The following is a 17,005-nucleotide window of genomic DNA, read 5'->3' as shown; positions in this document are numbered from 1 at the left end:
TCAAAGCGCGAGCGAGTTCTGCCTGCTGCGGAACACGATCGGCCGCTCGTCGTCGCGCGTTGGCCGTCTCGCGAATGCCACGGTCTGCACGATGCGGTCGTGATGCGGCGACTTCGCGCACACGGGGTCGGCCGCGGCGGCGTCGCCGGTCAGCAGGTAGGCCTGGCATCGGCAGCCGCCATGATCGGCGTGACGCTCGTCGCAACTGCGGCAGGGCTCGCGCATCCAGCCGTCCCCGCGAAACGCGTTGAACGCTTCGCTCTCGTACCAGATCTGCTGCAGCGGCACGTCGCGCACGTTCGGCAGCACGAGGCCCGGCAGCGAACGCGCCGCGTGGCAAGGCAACGCCGCGCCATCGGGCGCCACGCCGAGAAACACGCTGCCCCAGCCGCTCATGCACGCTTTGGGCCGTTGTTCGAAGTAGTCGGGCACGACGAACAGAATGCGGCAACGCTCGCCAATCCGGGCGCGATAGCGATTCACGGTCTCCTCCGCTTCGCGAAGCTGCTCGGCGGTGGGCATCAATTGATCGCGGTTGAGCATGGCCCAGCCGTAATACTGCGTGTTCGCAAGCTCCAGATAGTCGGCGCCCAGTTCGAGCGCCATGTCGATGATCTGCGCGATATGCGGCAGGTTGAAGCGATGCAGCACGCAGTTGAGGACCATGGGATAGCCATGCGCCTTCACGAGCCGCGCAACGTTACGCTTGAGTTCGAACGTGCGCGTGCTCGTGAGAAAGTCGTTGAGTTCGCGCGTGGAATCCTGCATCGACACCTGGATATGATCGAGCCCGGCCGCCTTGAGCCGCTCGATGCGCTCGACGTTCAAGCCGATCCCGGACGTGATCAGGTTCGTATAGAAGCCAAGCTGGCGCGCATGCGCGACGAGCGCTTCCAGGTCGTCGCGCAGCAGCGGCTCGCCGCCGGAGAAACCGATCTGCGCCGCGCCCAGTTCGCGAGCGGCGCTGATGGTCGCGCGCCATGTTTCGGTGTCGAGTTCTTCGCCGTGCCGCGCGAAGTCCACCGGGTTGTAGCAGAACGCGCAATGCAGCGGGCAGCGGTAAGTCAGCTCGGCGAGCAGCCAGAGCGGCCTGAGCGGGAGTGCGGTAGCGGTCGCCATGTCAGTCGAGCCAGCCGCGCAGCCGCGCGTGATCGAGAAAGCGATAGACGTCGGGCGCCAGCTCGGAGGTGCTGAAAAGCCGCTCCAGCTCGCCAATGATCTCGTCGAGTTCGTGTGCGCCGTCACAACGCGCGAGTATCTCGCCCGCGCTCGAATTGAGCTGCACCATCCCTTCGGGATAGAGCAGGACGTACGCGTCCTGGGCCGCCTCCCACTGCAGGCGGTACATGCCGCGCAAGCGCGGGCGCAGCGGCACGCCGCTGCCTGCATCGGACACTATCGGGTTCATATGGGCCACGCCTTTTCGACCGCATCGAGGATCGACCAGAGAATATCGAGCTTGAACTGCAGGATCTCCACCGCACGCTGCTGCTCGGCGGGCGTGCGGAAATGGCTCAGCGTCACTTCGAGCCCGTGTTCGACATCGCGCTGCGCGAGCGGCACGCGGCGGCGGAAATACTGAAGGCCTTGCGGCTCGATCCACGGGTAATGCGAAGGCCAGCCCGCGAGCCGGTCCAGATGAATCTGCGGCGCGAACATCTCGGTGAGCGACGAACACACGCCCTCCTGCCACGGCGCGCGCCGCGCGAAATTCACGTAAGCATCGACCGCGAAGCGCACGCCGGGCAGCACGAGTCGTTGCGACCACATCGTGTCCCGATCGACGCCGACGGCTTCGCCCAGGCGCACCCAGGCTTCGATGCCGCCTTCGTTCTCGCCTTGCCCATCGTGGTCGGTCAGACGCTGGATCCACCGGCGCCGCGTAGCGCGGTCGGGGCAGTTCGAGAGGATCGCCGCATCCTTGAGCGGAATGTTGATCTGATAGTAAAAGCGGTTCGCGACCCACCCGCGGATCTGCGCGGGCGAGCAACGCCCGCCGTTGAGCATCTGGTTGAACGGATGGTAGATGTGATAGCGCGATTCGAGCGCACGAAGACGCGACTCGAATTCATTCGCAGTCCATGGTATTGCATGCGTGTTTTCAAGCTTGAGAGGGGCGTTCATCGTCATACCTGAAACTGCATGCCGTCGTGGGCCACATCGATGCCGTGTGCACGCAGTTGCGCGTGCTCGACGGAATGCGGGTCGAGAATCGGATTCGTGTTGTTGATATGCGTGAGCACCTTGCGCGTGCCGCGCGGCAATGTGTCGAGCCAGTCGATCATGCCCGGCCGCCCGTCGTCGCCGCGCTGCGCGAGATGCCCCATGTCGGCCGCGTGCTTCGTCGAGAGGCCGAGGTCGATCATTTCGGTGGTGGTCCAGAACGTGCCGTCCACGAGCACGAGGTCGGCTCGGCGCATGGTGGCGAGCACATCGGTGCTCATCTGTGCGAGACCGGGCGCATAGAACGCGCGCGTGCCCGCTGCGAAATCCTCGATCAGGAGTGCGATATTGTCTCCCGGCACGGATGCCTCGCGGCGCGGCGAATACGGCGGCGGCTTGCTCTCCACGGGTAGCGCGGTAAAGCGCAGGCCGGCGCAAGCGGCAATCGTGAACGGCTCGCCCGGTGCGATCGTGTGGGCTTCCACGCCGCAGTAATGACCGAGCAGCGGCACGAGCGGCAGCCCGGCCGACAGATCTTCGAGCACCGGCCCGCACGCATAGAGCGGCAGCGGCGAGGTGCGTTCGCGCAGCATCAGCAGGCCCGTTACGTGGTCGATCTGCGCGTCGGTCAGCACGACGGCGGCGAGCGCGCTATCGCGGGTGGCGCGCGCGGGCTGCAGATCGGGATGCGAGCGCAACTGCGCCAGCAGATCCGGCGACGCGTTGACGAGCACCCAGTCCACGCCGTCACCGCTCACCGCGATCGACGACTGCGTGCGCGGCAGCACATCGCCGCACGCCTGCCGCGCGCGGCGGCAATTCGCGCAGTTGCAGTTCCATTGCGGCAGGCCGCCGCCCGCCCCTGAACCCAGTATCCTGATCTTCATGATCGTTCTCGCTGCATGCCGTCCGCCATGCCTCGCTGGCCGCGCGGACGGCACACTGCCGTGCGCTCAGCGGTTGGCGATATACATCGTGATTTCGAAGCCGAAACGCAGATCGGTATAAGCGGGGGTGGTCCACTGCATGACATGTCTCCTTGTTTGAGATTGAGGCTGCATACCGCATCGAATGTGCGGCCAGTCTCTTCAAAGCAAGGGGCATGCCGGTGCGAGCCAGCGTTCGCCCGATGCGGCCAGTGCTGCCGGCGTGGAAAGGGTGTTGCGTTTCGGAACACGGGTGCTACAGGATGCAACACCCGTGGGACAGTGGAGGAGACAGGAAGCGACCTGGCCGCGCGCGAATGGCGCTTCAGGCGTCGCCCGAACCGCGCCCGGAATCGGCAGCCGGCATCTTGCGGTAGATGGTATTGCGCGACACGCCCAACGCCCGCGCTGCAGCCGACACGTTGCCGCCATGGCGCGCGAGCGCGGCCGCAATGGTCGAGGCGGTCACGTCTTCGAGGCGCGCATCCTCCGGCAACAGCGGCTCCGCGTGGGCATGCGCCGGGGGCAATGCCTGGGTCTGGCCGCAGCAGCGCAGGTCGTCGAAGAAGTCGTCGGGCAGGTGCTCCCGGCGAATCTGGCCATCGTCGTCGACCATGGCCGCGGCCGTGCGCAGCAGGTTGCCCAGCTGCCGGAAGTTGCCGGGCCACGCGCAGCGTTCGAACAGCGCCATCACGTCCGGTGCGACGCTGAGCGGCTGCACGTTCGCACGTCCGTGCGATTCGCGGTGCAGGAGCTTCTGGATCACGACCGCTAGATCCGTGCGGTCGCGCAGCGGCGGCAGGCGCACCACGAGGCCGTTGAGCCGGTAGTACAGGTCCTCGCGGAAGCGGTTCTGCGCGATCATCTCGCGCAAGTCGCGGTGCGTCGCGCAGATGATCGCGATATCGACAGGGATGGTCTTCGTCGAGCCGAGCGGATTGACCATGCGTTCCTGCAGCACGCGCAAGAGGCGCACTTGCAGCGGATACGGCATGTCGCCGATCTCGTCGAGAAACAGCGTGCCGCCGTTCGCCTGCAACAGCTTGCCCGCCGCGCCCTTGCGCCGCGCGCCCGTAAAGGCGCCCTCCTCGTAGCCGAACAGTTCCGATTCAATAAGCGTTTCCGGAATCGACGCGCAATTCACCGCCACGAACGGCTGGTCGCGGCGCGGCGAATCGTTATGAATGGCCTGGGCGAGCAGTTCCTTGCCGGTGCCGGTTTCGCCGGTGACGAGAACCGGGATGTCCTTGCCGATCACCTTGCGCACCTTCGCGATCACGAGCGCCACTTGCGGATCGCCCGTGTCGAGGTAGCTCAGGCGCGAGAGGCCCATGGAAGGCGGCTGCGCCGTCGCATAGGCCGCCGGTTGCGCAGCCGCGCCATGCACCACGACGGGCCGGGCGCCTTCGGCCAGCGTCGCACGCCTGAACTGCACGCGCGCGCAAACCACCGCCCCGCTCGCGAGATTGAGCATGAGGTGCGATTCCAGCCCCGCACGCATACTGTCGATCAGTTGCGCGCTGGTGGTCTGGAATAGCGACGAGAGCGTATGGGCGCGCAGCGCGGCGAGCGAGAGGCCGAGTTGAAACTGCGCGCTGCGGTTGGCCGAGAGAAAACGCCCGTCGCACGTGAAGGCGACGATGCCCTCCATCAGCGTGCCGAGGAATTCCGGGCGGCCATGAAACGAGACCTGCAGCGTCTCCTGAAAAGTCGTCGCGAACAAATGATTCTCAATCATCTGCACGGACATGCGCGCGAGCGCCATGGTGTGCTGGTGATAGCTGCGATGATCGCCCGTCACGTCCAGCACGCCGATCACGTCGCCGTACGGGTCGAAGATCGGCACGCTCGAGCAGGTGAGGAAGCGGTTCGCCGCGAGGTAATGCTGGTCGCCGTGCACGACCATCGCACAGCGCTCGGCGAGCGCAGTGCCGATCGCGTTGGTGCCCTGGCGGTCCTCGGCCCAGTTGGCGCCGGGCCGCAGCGCGACCTTTTCGGCGCGCTGGAGGAAATCGTCGTCGCCGATCGAATGCAGGATCAAGCCTTCGGCATTGGTCAGCACGATCATGCTTTGCGTGTTGACGATCTGCTCGTGCAGCGTCTCCATGACCGGCGTGGCATGCATGCACAGCACGCGGTTCTGCTCGCGCTTGAGTTCGAGACCCGCGCCCGAAAGCACGTCGTAATCCGGTCTCGCGCCCGCGCGCAGACCGAAGGTCTCCGAGCGCTCGTGCGCCTTCTGAATGGCCGGTGCGGGCCAGCCATTGGACACCTGGACCGCTTGACCCGCGGCCATCTGTACGTCGTCGCGCATGCTCTCCTCCACGATTGGCCGGTACCTTGCCGGACACTTCGGTATTTCTCGGTGTCCTCTAATAGCAAGCTCCGGGCCATCCGGCCATCGATTCCAGCCAGCCGGTTTGCGCCGAATGCGCGCGCGACGCGCAACACGCTGTGTAAGCGAACCGTATGCAAGGCAGCGTGCGTCGATCGAAACACGTGCCACGCGATTCGCCAGCCTGTGTATTACCTTAAATGGCCCGCGTGGAGGAATGCGGACTCACCCCGATGCGTACGCTCGGCCCCTGAGTTCAATCCCAGGCGTAATGGAGGCCCACCCAGAAACCGCGCGGCGCGCCTGGTCCGACGAATTGCTCGTTCACCGGATTCGCGCCGTCGAACGTGTGGCCGGGCCCGTTGAAGAAGTTCTGGCCCAGCACGCCGAAGCTCGCATAGCGCCTGTCGAACAGGTTCGTCACGTTCGCGTAGACCTCCAGCCGTTTCGTGACGCGATAGCGCGTGTCGAGATCCACGAGCACATAGCCCGCGATCTTTCCATTGGCATCCTGATTGTTTTCATCGCCTTGCGCATACACGCCGCTGCGCCACGTGATGTTCGTGCCGATCCTCCATTGCGCCGTGGCCGCGTAGCCGAGCCGCAGCTTGACGGCATGCGCCGGAATGCCGGGCACGTGGTCGCCCGGCCGCACCGTGATGACGCCGTTCGCATCCGCTGAGGAATTCGCTGGGCTCTGTTCGGTCCATGTCGAGCGGTAGGTCGCGTCCACATAGCTGTAGTTCAGGCCGACACTAACGGGGCCGAACGCCGTGTGGCCCGCCAGCTCGACACCCTGGCGGCGCGTCTTGCCGACGTTCTGAAAATAGCCCTGCGTGCTGCCCGCCGCGCTCACGAACTCGATGTCGTTGGAGAGCGTGGTGCTGAACGCGGCGGCGCTCCACGTAGTCTGCGCGCCGATGCGACCGCGCGCACCAGCCTCGAAAGTCTTCGAGACCACGGGTTGCAGCGCCGGATCGGCCACGAAGTCGTTCGGCAACGAGCATGGCGCAGCCGGGTCCGCGCACGCAAGCTCGATTGCGGTGGGCGCGCGCATGCCTTCGTTGTAGGTCGCGTAGACGGTAACGGCGGGCAGCGGATTCCAGTTGAGCCCCACGGCCGGATTGAAGCGCGAGAACGTGTGATAGCCGTCGAGCAGCGGCTGCACGCCGCTTTCGTCTGCGATGCGCGCACTCGCCCAGTCGTAGCGGCCCGACAGCGTAAGCGTCCATTGCGGCGTGAGCGCGAGTGTTTCGTTCAGGTAGATGCCATAGTTCGCGTTGCGCGTCTTGGCATCGGTCTGCTGAACGAAATCGCCGATGCCGACTGTCGCGCGATCGGGCGTGAACGTGGCGTCCCGCGAAGACGACACGTAGCGCGAGTTCGCGAAGTCCGCCGCCACGCCCGCAACGAGCTGGCTGCCGATGCCGCCCAGCTTGCCGAACAGCGTCAGCTGCAGACCCGCGCCGAAGCTGTCCGTCGTGACGATGGAATCGACGTTGCTGCCCTCCAGCGTGTCGACGTTGCCGTTTGCGTCGATCGAGCCGTAGTCCGTGTTGTTGCTGCTCACGTTCTCGTTGCGCAGATGCCGATAGTAGGCGTTGCCGCTCAGCTCCACGTTGTCGTTGAAGAAGTGTTCGCCCGAGAGCGTGAGGTAGCCCACGCTGTTGCGGTTCAGGTCCGGAAACGTATAGGCCTGTTTCGGGTTGTCCAGAAACGAGCGCGGAATGGTCTGGCTGCCGTACAGCTGGTTGTCCGCGCCGCCGCCCGAGATCGAGAGCGTGGTGTCGTCGTCGGTATAGCGCAGCTTGCCGAATCCCTGGCGCACGCGGCTCGCGTTGTGGTCGGCCCAGCCGTTGTCGTTCGTGACGTTCGCGTTCGCGTAGTAGTCGACGTGCGGCCCGAGCGTGCCGCCCTGCTCGAACTGCGCGCTCTTGCGCCCCCATGAGCCGCCCGAGAGATCGATGTCGCCGCCGGGGCTCGTGCGCCCGTTCTTCGTGGTGATCGCGATGGCACCGCCCAGCGTGTTGAGGCCGTAGACAGGATTCGAGCCTGGAATGAGCTGGATCTTGTCGATCGCGCCGGCCGGTATCAGGTCCCAGTTCACCACGTCGCCAAACGGCTCGTTCACGCGCACGCCGTCGACGAACACCGACAATCCCTGAGGCGTGCCGAGCACTGGGGAAGCCGTGAAGCCGCGATAGCTCAGGTTCATCTGAAACGGATTGCCTTGCGCGTCGGTCACGCTCACGCCCGGCAGGTTCGCGGCGAAGAAGTCGGTCAGCGTTTCGCGGTGCTGTGTCGCGAGATCCTGCGCGGTCACGGTCTGCACGTTGGCCGGCACCTTCGCGAGCGGCGTACCGATGCCGAGCAGCGGCGTCGTGCCGACCACCACGACAGCGGGCAGCACGAGCGGGCCCGGCGCTTCGCTCGTCGCGCTGTTATCCGCTGCGCTCTGTGCCTGCGCGATGGCCAGTGTGGATGTACCGGCGCACAGCGCGCCGAGGGCGAGGCTCGTGCCGAGCGTCGCATACGCGCGCCTGGCGCCCACCGCCTTCTCTGGAATCAACTTTCGTCTCCATCTGTTTTATCCGCTCGTGCAGCTCGACCCCGTAGCGTCGAGCGCCGACCGGTGCGCACACAACCGTCCGCTCTTTGCCGTGATCTAGCCAGGAACGTGCCAGCGTGCATGGCGACGCCCTTTGCCATGCCGCGCTTGTCATCGGCACGATGCGATACCGCGCAGCACCTTTCTGAGCGACCGGCCCACTGTCACGTTCGCCAACACTCTTCGCCGCGTCCTGTACCGGAATGCAACACATCGGCCACACGCGGGGCACCTCGCCGGGAAGCCGGTCAACCGGCTGCATCGCCCGCCTCGCAACGCTTCGCGGCCAATGGCATACGACTTGCAAGAACGGCAGCGCACCCGGACCGGCCCCCATCCCCGCGCATCCAGCCTGACCGCTTTCCGGGCGTGCATCGACAAATACTCAGGAGACGAAGATGAAGAGACGCTCGGCTGCGGCAAGCCGGCTTGCGACCTGCGCCATGGCCATCGCAGCGGCGATGTCCTTGAACGCGGGCCCAGTGGATGCCGCCTCGGACTATCCGCCCGTGACCTATGACCGCCTGACCCGCGCGCAAAGCGACCCAGGCTGGCTCACGTACTACCGCAGCTACAACGGCCAGTCGCATTCGCCGCTCAAGCAGATCGACGCGTCGAACGTCGGCGAGCTGAAGCAGGCGTGGAGCTACCAGTTCCCCGCCGAACTGAAGCAGGGCTTCGAGGCGACGCCGATCGTCAACGGCAGCTACCTCTTCGTCAGCACGCCGAAAGACAACGTCTACGCCTTCGATGCGAAGACCGGCGCGCAGCTCTGGAAATACGAGCCGAAGCTCGGCGCGGAGTCGTTCAAGACCGCGTGCTGCGACGTGGTGAACCGCGGCGTGGCGCTGTACGGCAAGAACGTCTATATCGCCATGCTGAGTGGCGAGATCGCCGCGCTCGACGCAAAGTCCGGCCAGGTGGTCTGGAAGAAGCAGATGTTCGAACCGGGCCTCGGCTATGCGTTCTCGCTCGCGCCGCTTGCGCTCGACGGCTCGATCGTCGTAGGCACCTCGGGCGGCGAGTACGGCATTCGCGGCTACATCGCCGCGCTGAAACCCGACGACGGCGCGATCGTGTGGAAGCGCTACACCATTCCGGGCTCCGGCGAAAAAGGCGCGGAGACCTGGCCCGACGGCATGCAGGCGCACGGCGGCGGCGCCGCGTGGCTCACCGGCACCTACGACGCCGCGAGCCGCACGCTGTACTGGGGCGTTGGCAACCCTGGCCCGTGGCTCGCCGCACTGCGCCCCGGAGAAAATCTGTACTCCGACTCACTGCTCGCGCTCGACCCGAAGAACGGCAAGCTCAAATGGCATTACCAGTACACGAGCAACGACACGTGGGACTATGACGGCGTCAACACGCCGATCCTCGCGAACATCCAGTACAAGGGCAAGGATTACGACGCCATCATCCACGCCGACCGCAACGGCTTCTTCCACGCCATCGACCGTCAAACGGGCAAGCTGATCTACGCGGAGCCATTCGTGAAGGCGACGTCGGTCACGGGCTACACGGACGACGGCAAGCCGGTTCAGGACCCGTCGAAATACCCGAAGGCCGGCACGACCATCGACACCTGCCCGAGCTTTCTGGGCGGCAAGAACTGGTGGTCGGTGTCCTACGATCCGGAGCGGCACATCGCCGTGGTGCCCGCACTTCACGCGTGCATGAGCCTCTCGGGCAAGTCGGTGAGCTATATGGAAGGTCTGCCCTATCTCGGCGAAGGCTTCGAAATCAAGCCTGAACCGGGCAGCGAAGGCTATGGCGAACTGCAGGCCATCGACGTGAACACCGGCAAGAAGCTCTGGGGCCATTGGACCAGGATGCCCTGGAACGGCGGCGTGGCGACCACGGCCAGCGGTCTCGCGTTCAGCGGCTCGCTCGACGGCCATCTCTATGCTTTCGACGTCGCCACCGGCAAGGTGCTCTGGGAAAGCCCGCAGCTCGCGAGCGGCATCATCGCGCAGCCTTCCGTGTTCGAAGTCGACGGCAAGGAGTACGTCGCCGTGCTGGCGGGCTACGGCGGCGCGAATCCGATCTGGGGTGGCCCGATGGCCGATGTGGCAAAGGATGTCCCGCGCGGCGGCACGCTCTACGTGTTCGCGCTGGACCGGGGCTGAACCTGGGTTGAACGACGCTCTCGCCTTTCGCCGCACGCATGTGCGTAAGCCACGCGCTTGCGTGCGGCCCCGACTTCACTGGAACACACGATCATGAATATCTGGATCACCTGGCTCGCCGTGGCCGCCGCGCTCGCGGCAGGCGGCGCGCACACCAGCGCCCAGGCGGCGGCGAACGACGTGCGTGTCTGCACGCTGCCGGGCAGCCCGACGGCCGCGCTCGACCAGGCCGTCGCGCGCGCCGTGCTGAAAACCGCCGGCGTGGCCGCAACGTTTGTCACCCACGGCATCGACGACGATGGCGGCGACGACGGCATCTCGGCGCACGAACTCGCCAGCGCGCTGGGCCGCGACTGCGACCTCGTTGCGGGCTTCCCGCGCTCGAGCGTCGCCGACGCATCGGGCTCGCCGATGATTTTCTCGCAAGGCTACCTGCGCTCGGGCTATGTCAGCGTCACGTTGCGCCACCCGCGCGCCGCCGCACCCGCTGCCGACGGTAAGGAAATGGTCGCGGCGACCTGGTCGAGCCCATCTCAGCTCATCGCCGTGCAGCAGAAGAACGCGCGCTTCGACCTGGAGAACACCTCCGAGCTGACCGTCGACGCGGTCGCGAAAGGGCGTGCACAGCGCGCGATCGTCTGGTATCCGGCCGTCGTGGCTTACCAGCGCGCGCATCCGCAACATCAATTCGCGGTCGCGGTGACGGCCTCGCCGTATGCCGACTGGCATCTCGTGTTCGCATCGGGCGCCGGCATGCGTGCGCTGCAAACGCGCATCGACGACGCCCTTGCCCGCATGAACGACGACGGCCGTCTCGCCGCACTCACGCGCGGCTGGACGCTGCCGGAAAGCGCCGCGAGCGAGGCGCGCTCGAATGCGCCCTCGCTCGAAGGCACGAAGGCCTCGTATCAGCGCAGCGCCATGCACGGCCCAGGCGCCTTCATCAAGGTCGCCGCAACGACTGGCGGCAACGCGCCCGCATTCGACCACGAGCAGGTCGAGCACGGCCAGCATCTTTATTCGGAATCCTGTGCGAAATGCCATGGTGCGCAACTCGAAGGGATCACCGCGCCGGCGCTGAGCGGCCCGGCCTTCGCCCCGGCCGCGAATTCGCATCTGACCATCGGCGGCATCTATCAATACATGTCGACCAACATGCCGGCCGACCGCCCGGGCAAGATGAGCGATCAAGAATACGCCGATCTGATGGCCTTCCTGCTCTACACGAACGGCTATGACACGGGCAACGCAAAGCTCACTGCCGAGGCCGCGCAATCTTCGACCACGCCGCTCAACGCCGGACCGCGCCACTAACCCAACCCAGGAAACCCGCATGATCTCCCGCAATCGCAGAACCTTCATCCTTCATACCGCCGGTCTTTGCGCCGCGCTCGCCACGGCCGGGCGCGCGCTCGCCGGCCCCGCCCTCGTCGACGAGAACGACACGACCGCGAAGTCGCTGGGCTATCGCGCCAAAGCCAGCAGCGTCGACGCAGGCAAGTTTCCGAAGTACGCGGCGGGTCAGCGCTGCGCGACTTGCCGCTTCTATGCTGGCGCGGCCGCCGACGCTTCAGGCGCGTGCCCGATGTTCCCCGGCAAGGCGGTGACCGCCGATGGCTGGTGCAACGTCTACGCCCAGCGGACCTGAACACTCGCCACCACGCGCGATCACAGCGCCATGCCGCCGTCGATGGTGAGGCTCGACCCCGTCATATAGCCGGACTCCTTGCGCGCGAGCCACGCAACGAGCCCGGCAATCTCGTCCGGGTCCGCCGCGCGCTTGAGTGGAATGAGCGGCTTGATCGCGTCGATGTGTTCGGCGGTCATGTCGGTGACCGTCGGCCCCGGCTGGATATTGTTCACCGTGATGCCACGGCTCGCGAGATCCACGGCCGCCCCCTTCACCATGACGGCGACGGCGGCCTTCGTCATCGAGTACACGCTCGAACCCGGATGGCCGCTGCGCACCGCCGTGTTGCTGCCGATCGTGATGATGCGGCCACCCGCGGTCAGTTGCGCGGCGGCGGCCTGAATGGAGAGAAAAACGCCGCGCACGTTGATGCTGAGCATGCGGTCGAGGTCCTCGACGCTCACGGTTGCGATGTCGCCGAGCATGAGGATGCCCGCGTTGACTACGGCGATGTTCAGTGTTCCGAATCGTTCCACGGTCTGCACAACGGCGCCCCGGATGGCGGCCGGATCGGCGCTATCGGCGTGAACGGCCAGGCCCGCGCGGCCCGCGGCTTCGATCGCGGCAACGGTTTCGTCCGCTCGCTGCGGCGCTGAAACATAGGTCAGCGCGACATCGGCGCCTTCTTGCGCCAGGCGTCTGGCCGCCGCCGCGCCAATGCCCCGCGAACCGCCGAATACGAGCGCTGTTTTTCCCTCGAGTGCCAAGGTCGTTTCCATTTGCCTCTCCTTTTTTGACAGCTCAGTCCATAACACAGCAAAAGTAAACCGCGCAAAGACGGCTTGCGCGGTTCGACGGTTGTCGGTTCAGCTCAGATCAGCGCGCCCTGAAGCGGTCGATGGCGAAGCGCGCCAGCGCGCGCAGGCTCTTCGCGTCGCTGCCGCCGCGCGCCGCGAGCTGGATGCCCTGCATGGTCATCAGCACAAAGGCCGCGGCCTGGCGCGCGTCGAGGCTGGTGTCGATTTCGCCGGCCGCCTGGCCTTCGCGAATACGCTCCATGAGACGCTTCGAAAGACGCGGCGCGACCTTGTTGCGCAGCGCCACGAGTTCCGGGTCGGCGGCGCCGAATTCACTCATGGCCACGACGCCCATGCAGCCTAACGCGCGCTCGTCCTCGTCGTCGGCGACGAGGCCCAGCAAGAGCGCCTCGATGCCGCCCAGCGGCGACGCATTGCCATTCAGGCGTGCGATATGCCCTGCCGTGCTTTCGCCTTGATAGCGCTCCAGCGCTTCGAGGTAAAGCTTGCGCTTGTCGCCGAACGCGTTATAGAGGCTCTGCCGCCCGATATTCATCGCGGCGAGCAAGTCCTCGGTGGACGTCGAGGCATAGCCTTTCGCCCAGAACACGCGCAGCGCGCGCCCCAGTGCCTCGTCCCGATCGAATTCTCTAGGTCTGACCATGACGCGAGAATAGAGTTTGTGGACTGGTCTGTCAATAACTCGGTGCGATCCATGCAATACGCAAGTACGAACGATCGGCCGTGGACACGGGCGCGGATGGCACGCGCCGCGCGGCCGAAGTCGAGGCGGCGTTGATCCTGTGCGGCCATACGCATCTCGCTCGCTCGATGCAGCTCGCCGACGGCCGCTTCATCGTCAACCCAGGCAGTGTCGGCCTGCCCGCGTACGAGGACGCGCATCCGTTCGCGCATCGCATGGAAACGGGGACGCCGCATGCGCGCTACGCGAGCGTCACCCGTACCCCGCGCGGCTGGGAGGTGGAGTTTCGCGCCGTGGAGTACGACTGGCACGCGGCCGCCGAACGCGCCGCCGCCCATGGCCGGCCCGACTGGGCAGCGGCGCTGCGCACCGGGTATTGCTGATCGTTTTTGCCGATGCGGGGCGCCGCGTATCGGCGGACTATACCGTCACCACGATCTTGCCGAACTGCCCATTGGTTTCGAGGTAGCGGTGCGCATCCACAATCTGCTCGAACGTGAACGTGCGGTCGATAACGGGCTTGAGCGCACCGCTTTCGAGTCCCTTTAGCACGTATTCCACGGCGGCCTTGCGGCGCTGTGCGTCGCCGCTGGTGAGCCAGATGTTGTGGGCCTTCACGCTCACGACCTTCGCGATCATCTCCAGCACCGGCAGCGTCGTGGCACGTTCGTCGAGCGCGCCATAGAGATACGCGATCCCCTGGAAAGACAGCGCCGAGATCAGCTTCGCGAAGTTCGGGCCGCCGACCGGATCGAACACGACACGCGCCCCCTTGCCGCCGGTGATGCGCATGATTTCGTCCAGCAGATCCGTCTCGTCGGTCACGACCACGTGCGCCGCGCCTGCGTCGAGCAATGGCTGTTTCTTGGCGGCGTGACGCGTGACCGCGATCGAAGTCGCTCCGGCGTAGTTCGCGATCTGGATCGCGGCGAGGCCGACACTGCTCGACGCGGCCGGCACGACGACATAGTCGCCGGTGCCCACCTTCGCATCTTCGATCAGCGCGCCGTATGCGGTGACGAACATCATCCACACCGACGCGGCCTCGGCGAACGAAAGCGATTCAGGATGCCTGACGACTGCATAGTCCGGCACGACGATGCTTTCTCCATACGTGAAGTACTGATTCATCGAGAACGACGGGATCACGTTGACCTTGTCTCCCGGTGCGATGCCGACTACCCCCTCGCCCACGGCATCGACCACGCCGGCCGCTTCGTACCCGAGTCCTGCCGGAAAGCGTACTGGTTCGATGTACTGGTCGGCGCGCCACATCGATTCCGCGCGATTCAGACCAATGGCTTTCACGTTGATGCGCACTTCGCCGGCGCCGGGGGCGCGTACCGGTTCGTCCACGAATTGCAGCACTTCCGGGCCACCTGCCTGTGCAAACCTGACTGTGCGTGACATGACTGACTCCTGCCTGGATTGATGAGGGCGTAATGAGCGCATCACGCGGTCATTACAGCCTGTGAATTCGACTGATGAACCGGGAAGTCCGAGTAGTGCTTTTCGTCGCCGCCCCAGAATGCGGCGCGCACATAGGGCGTAAGCGGCAGCTTGTGCTTCAGACGATACGGCAAGTCCGGGTTTGACGAGAAATGCCTGCCGAACGCCACGAGATCCGCGTCGCCCGACGCCACGATCGCTTCGGCGCTCTCGCCGTCGAAGCCGCCAGCCGCGATGATCGGCCCGCTAAAGTGCTCGCGAAGATATTTCGCTGCGACTGGCGCGTGCCCTTCGTGAAGCGTGTCGTCACCTTTGACGCGCGGCTCGATCACATGCAGGTATGCGATCCTGTAAGCGTCGAGCACCTTGGCGACATGGCTGAACGTCGCCTCCGGATTGCTGTCGGAGATGCCGCCCCATTCGCCCGACGGCGAGATGCGTACGCCGACGCGATCGGCGCCCCACACCGCAATCAGCGCTTCGACCACCTCGCGCAGGAAGCGTACGCGATTTTCGATCGGGCCGCCGTAAGCGTCGGTCCGCTGGTTGGTGCCGTCCTGGATGAACTGGTCGACGAGATAGCCGTTCGCGCCATGCAGCTCGACGCCATCGAATCCGGCGTCGAGCGCGCGTTGCGCCGCGACGCGGAATGCCTCGACGATGCCGGGAATTTCACCAATGCCGAGCGCACGGTGGGGCGAGACCGGCACAAAACCGTCTTTCGTCAACGCGACGCCTTCGAACGGCACGACCGAGGGCGCGACAGGCGTAACGCCACCCGTCATGTCGATATGGCTTTGACGGCCGCCGTGGATCAGTTGCATGAAGACGCGGCCGCCCTTGGCGTGAACCGCATCGGCGATCGCTTTCCAGCCCGCGGTCTGGCCGTCGTGATAAAAGCTGGCCGCGCCGAGATACGAGCGGGCCGTCACGGAAATGCTGACGCCCTCCACGATCTCGAGGCCGCCGGCGGAGGCGCGCTGGCCGTAGAAGTCGGCCATCATCGGGCTCGGAATGTCGCCGGGCTGGATCGTGCGCAGGCGGGTCATGGGCGCCAGAACGACGCGATGCGAAAGGGAGTAAGCGCCGAGCGTGGTAGGGGTGAACAGGTGTGCCATGGTCTTTCCTCGAGAGTCGTAAAGTCGTCGGCACGCAAACTGTCGATATCGGCCCCAGGCATGGGGATACGCAGTCCCACACTGCCCTTCGGGAGCCACGCTTCGTCGCGACGCCGTCTGCTGGACAATCTAGCGGGCGGCGACGCAAAGTAAAAAGACCTTCTGGGAAGGGGGCCATGCCTCGCGGGCATGACCCTCAGGCGCGCACGCCGCCGGTCTCTGGATCAGGGCAGTCCGAGCGCGTCGAGCCGCGAAAGAAAGAGCTGCAAAGTCGGCGACGCATTGACGCGGTTGTACCCGACCACGAGGTCGACCGTGGGCGCCTCGCCCTCCAGCGGCCGGCTCACGACCGACCCCGGCAGCAGGTTGTTCGCATACTCCGGCATGAGCGCGACGCCGCGCGTGGAAGCCACGAGCGACATGGCCATCGCGAGGTTGTCCACGCCGTGCTCGGTGGCCACCTTCACGCCTTGCGCCTGCAGATAACCCACGATCACCTCGTGCAGCACGCGCGCCTTGTTGGACGCCATGACGAACGGCTCGCCGGCAATGTCTTGCGGGGAAATGGCTGCCTTCACCGCGAGCGGATGATCGGCAGGCATCAGCACGATGAGCCGCTCGCGGTTCACCACGCGGTATTCGAGATCGTAGCCGGGCTCGGCGCGCAGGAAGCCGAGATCGAGCTTGCCGCGCGCGAGTGCATCGGCCACGTCCGGCGAGTAGTAACTCGATACGGTCACGTCGATATTGGGCAGCTCGTCGCGCAGCACGCTCATCGCGCGCGGCAGCCAGGTCATTTCCTCGCCCGTGAGGAAGCCCAGCGCGAACACCTTGCGCTCGGGCAGCGCCGCGCGGCGCGCGGCCTCGGCGGCGGCGTCCACCTGCGTGAGCGCGAGCCGCGCGTGGTCGAGAAACGCCTTGCCGGCAGTGGTCAGTTCCACGCCCCGCGCGCTGCGAATGAACAGATCCACACCCACCTGGTCCTCGAGATCGCGGATCTGGCGGCTCAGCGACGGTTGCGACGTGAACAGCCGCTGCTGCGCGGCGACGGTCAGGCTGCCGGTTTCGGCCACGGCCACGAAATACCGCAGATGCCGCAGTTCCATCGCGCGCTCCAGTCTCGCCATGCCTCGCAGGTATGCCGGCAAGC

Annotated in this window: 15 protein-coding genes and 1 pseudogene; 4 read left to right on the top strand and 12 right to left on the bottom strand. The window is 65.8% G+C overall.

Annotated features, from left to right (window positions below; all coding sequences use genetic code 11):
* From pqqE to AB4Y42_RS27335, 7 genes are all read right to left on the bottom strand, one after another.
* Nucleotides 1-1,119, bottom strand: coding sequence for a pyrroloquinoline quinone biosynthesis protein PqqE (gene pqqE, locus AB4Y42_RS27365; RefSeq protein ID WP_368695909.1), 1,119 nt, complete (start codon nucleotides 1,117-1,119; stop codon nucleotides 1-3).
* A gap of 1 nt (nucleotide 1,120) precedes the next feature.
* The gene (pqqD, locus tag AB4Y42_RS27360; RefSeq protein WP_368695908.1) at nucleotides 1,121-1,408 is read right to left on the bottom strand and encodes a pyrroloquinoline quinone biosynthesis peptide chaperone PqqD; all 288 of its coding nucleotides are present in this window, start codon (nucleotides 1,406-1,408) and stop codon (nucleotides 1,121-1,123) included.
* Nucleotides 1,405-2,124 carry a pyrroloquinoline-quinone synthase PqqC gene (gene pqqC, locus AB4Y42_RS27355; protein ID WP_368695907.1) on the bottom strand — a complete coding sequence of 240 codons (720 nt, stop codon included), beginning with the start codon at nucleotides 2,122-2,124 and terminating at the stop codon, nucleotides 1,405-1,407. The genes pqqD and pqqC overlap by 4 nt, the downstream gene beginning before the upstream one ends.
* A 2-nt stretch (nucleotides 2,125-2,126) precedes the next feature.
* Nucleotides 2,127-3,050 (bottom strand): pyrroloquinoline quinone biosynthesis protein PqqB, encoded by a 924-nt coding sequence (gene pqqB / locus AB4Y42_RS27350; protein ID WP_368695906.1) that lies wholly within the window; start codon nucleotides 3,048-3,050, stop codon nucleotides 2,127-2,129.
* Between the two features lie 66 nt (nucleotides 3,051-3,116).
* Complete coding sequence (pqqA, locus tag AB4Y42_RS27345; RefSeq protein ID WP_006410019.1) at nucleotides 3,117-3,191, bottom strand: pyrroloquinoline quinone precursor peptide PqqA; 75 nt, start codon at nucleotides 3,189-3,191, stop codon at nucleotides 3,117-3,119.
* 223 nt (nucleotides 3,192-3,414) lie between these two features.
* The gene (locus AB4Y42_RS27340; protein WP_368695905.1) at nucleotides 3,415-5,403 is read right to left on the bottom strand and encodes a sigma-54-dependent Fis family transcriptional regulator; all 1,989 of its coding nucleotides are present in this window, start codon (nucleotides 5,401-5,403) and stop codon (nucleotides 3,415-3,417) included.
* Nucleotides 5,404-5,680: 277 nt separating this feature from the next.
* A complete protein-coding gene (locus tag AB4Y42_RS27335; RefSeq protein WP_368695904.1) occupies nucleotides 5,681-7,993 on the bottom strand; it encodes a TonB-dependent receptor in 2,313 nt (770 codons plus the stop codon).
* A gap of 437 nt (nucleotides 7,994-8,430) precedes the next feature.
* Here AB4Y42_RS27335 and AB4Y42_RS27330 point away from each other — a divergent pair, with 437 nt between their 5' ends.
* The 3 genes from AB4Y42_RS27330 to AB4Y42_RS27320 all read left to right on the top strand — a co-directional run bounded on the left by AB4Y42_RS27330 (nucleotide 8,431) and on the right by AB4Y42_RS27320 (nucleotide 11,806).
* Nucleotides 8,431-10,158, top strand: a complete 1,728-nt coding sequence (locus AB4Y42_RS27330; protein WP_368695903.1) for a methanol/ethanol family PQQ-dependent dehydrogenase — start codon at nucleotides 8,431-8,433, stop codon at nucleotides 10,156-10,158.
* Nucleotides 10,159-10,251: 93 nt separating this feature from the next.
* Complete coding sequence (locus AB4Y42_RS27325; protein WP_368695902.1) at nucleotides 10,252-11,472, top strand: c-type cytochrome; 1,221 nt, start codon at nucleotides 10,252-10,254, stop codon at nucleotides 11,470-11,472.
* Nucleotides 11,473-11,491: 19 nt separating this feature from the next.
* Entirely contained in the window at nucleotides 11,492-11,806 is a 315-nt protein-coding gene (locus AB4Y42_RS27320; protein WP_368695901.1) for a high-potential iron-sulfur protein, read from the top strand.
* A 20-nt stretch (nucleotides 11,807-11,826) separates the two neighbouring features.
* Here AB4Y42_RS27320 and AB4Y42_RS27315 read toward each other — a convergent pair whose 3' ends face one another.
* Nucleotides 11,827-12,567 (bottom strand): SDR family NAD(P)-dependent oxidoreductase, encoded by a 741-nt coding sequence (locus AB4Y42_RS27315; RefSeq protein WP_368695900.1) that lies wholly within the window; start codon nucleotides 12,565-12,567, stop codon nucleotides 11,827-11,829.
* A 97-nt stretch (nucleotides 12,568-12,664) separates the two neighbouring features.
* Nucleotides 12,665-13,249, bottom strand: a complete 585-nt coding sequence (locus AB4Y42_RS27310) for a TetR/AcrR family transcriptional regulator (protein WP_368695899.1) — start codon at nucleotides 13,247-13,249, stop codon at nucleotides 12,665-12,667.
* Nucleotides 13,250-13,353: 104 nt separating this feature from the next.
* Between AB4Y42_RS27310 and AB4Y42_RS27305 the strand changes: the two are divergent.
* Nucleotides 13,354-13,671, top strand: a pseudogene (locus AB4Y42_RS27305) (metallophosphoesterase); the annotation flags it as partial.
* A 37-nt stretch (nucleotides 13,672-13,708) separates the two neighbouring features.
* On the opposite strand, the gene AB4Y42_RS27300 reads toward AB4Y42_RS27305, so the two are convergent.
* The 3 genes from AB4Y42_RS27300 to AB4Y42_RS27290 all read right to left on the bottom strand — a co-directional run bounded on the left by AB4Y42_RS27300 (nucleotide 13,709) and on the right by AB4Y42_RS27290 (nucleotide 16,961).
* The gene (locus AB4Y42_RS27300) at nucleotides 13,709-14,698 is read right to left on the bottom strand and encodes a zinc-dependent alcohol dehydrogenase family protein (RefSeq protein WP_368687151.1); all 990 of its coding nucleotides are present in this window, start codon (nucleotides 14,696-14,698) and stop codon (nucleotides 13,709-13,711) included.
* A 41-nt stretch (nucleotides 14,699-14,739) separates the two neighbouring features.
* Nucleotides 14,740-15,855, bottom strand: coding sequence for an alkene reductase (locus AB4Y42_RS27295; protein WP_368695898.1), 1,116 nt, complete (start codon nucleotides 15,853-15,855; stop codon nucleotides 14,740-14,742).
* A gap of 224 nt (nucleotides 15,856-16,079) precedes the next feature.
* Entirely contained in the window at nucleotides 16,080-16,961 is an 882-nt protein-coding gene (locus AB4Y42_RS27290) for a LysR family transcriptional regulator (RefSeq protein WP_368695897.1), read from the bottom strand.
* Nucleotides 16,962-17,005: the final 44 nt, after the last annotated feature.

Origin of the sequence: Paraburkholderia sp. EG286B, from assembly GCF_040965655.1 — a bacterium.
Lineage (GTDB): Bacteria > Pseudomonadota > Gammaproteobacteria > Burkholderiales > Burkholderiaceae > Paraburkholderia.
The sequence above is the reverse complement of the archived record's forward strand: the minus strand, read 5'-3'. Positions and strand labels throughout refer to the sequence as shown.

Bases quoted from the DNA above. Each gene is read 5' to 3' on its own strand.
- pqqE (WP_368695909.1), bottom strand. From the start codon at position 1,119: ATGGCGACCGCTACCGCACTCCCGCTCAGGCCGCTCTGGCTGCTCGCC.
- AB4Y42_RS27295 (WP_368695898.1), bottom strand. From the start codon at position 15,855: ATGGCACACCTGTTCACCCCTACCACGCTCGGCGCTTACTCCCTTTCG.
- AB4Y42_RS27300 (WP_368687151.1), bottom strand. From the start codon at position 14,698: ATGTCACGCACAGTCAGGTTTGCACAGGCAGGTGGCCCGGAAGTGCTG.
- pqqC (WP_368695907.1), bottom strand. From the start codon at position 2,124: ATGAACGCCCCTCTCAAGCTTGAAAACACGCATGCAATACCATGGACT.
- AB4Y42_RS27315 (WP_368695900.1), bottom strand. From the start codon at position 12,567: ATGGAAACGACCTTGGCACTCGAGGGAAAAACAGCGCTCGTATTCGGC.
- pqqB (WP_368695906.1), bottom strand. From the start codon at position 3,050: ATGAAGATCAGGATACTGGGTTCAGGGGCGGGCGGCGGCCTGCCGCAA.
- AB4Y42_RS27290 (WP_368695897.1), bottom strand. From the start codon at position 16,961: ATGGAACTGCGGCATCTGCGGTATTTCGTGGCCGTGGCCGAAACCGGC.
- AB4Y42_RS27340 (WP_368695905.1), bottom strand. From the start codon at position 5,403: ATGCGCGACGACGTACAGATGGCCGCGGGTCAAGCGGTCCAGGTGTCC.
- AB4Y42_RS27310 (WP_368695899.1), bottom strand. From the start codon at position 13,249: ATGGTCAGACCTAGAGAATTCGATCGGGACGAGGCACTGGGGCGCGCG.
- pqqD (WP_368695908.1), bottom strand. From the start codon at position 1,408: ATGAACCCGATAGTGTCCGATGCAGGCAGCGGCGTGCCGCTGCGCCCG.
- AB4Y42_RS27325 (WP_368695902.1), top strand. From the start codon at position 10,252: ATGAATATCTGGATCACCTGGCTCGCCGTGGCCGCCGCGCTCGCGGCA.
- AB4Y42_RS27320 (WP_368695901.1), top strand. From the start codon at position 11,492: ATGATCTCCCGCAATCGCAGAACCTTCATCCTTCATACCGCCGGTCTT.
- AB4Y42_RS27330 (WP_368695903.1), top strand. From the start codon at position 8,431: ATGAAGAGACGCTCGGCTGCGGCAAGCCGGCTTGCGACCTGCGCCATG.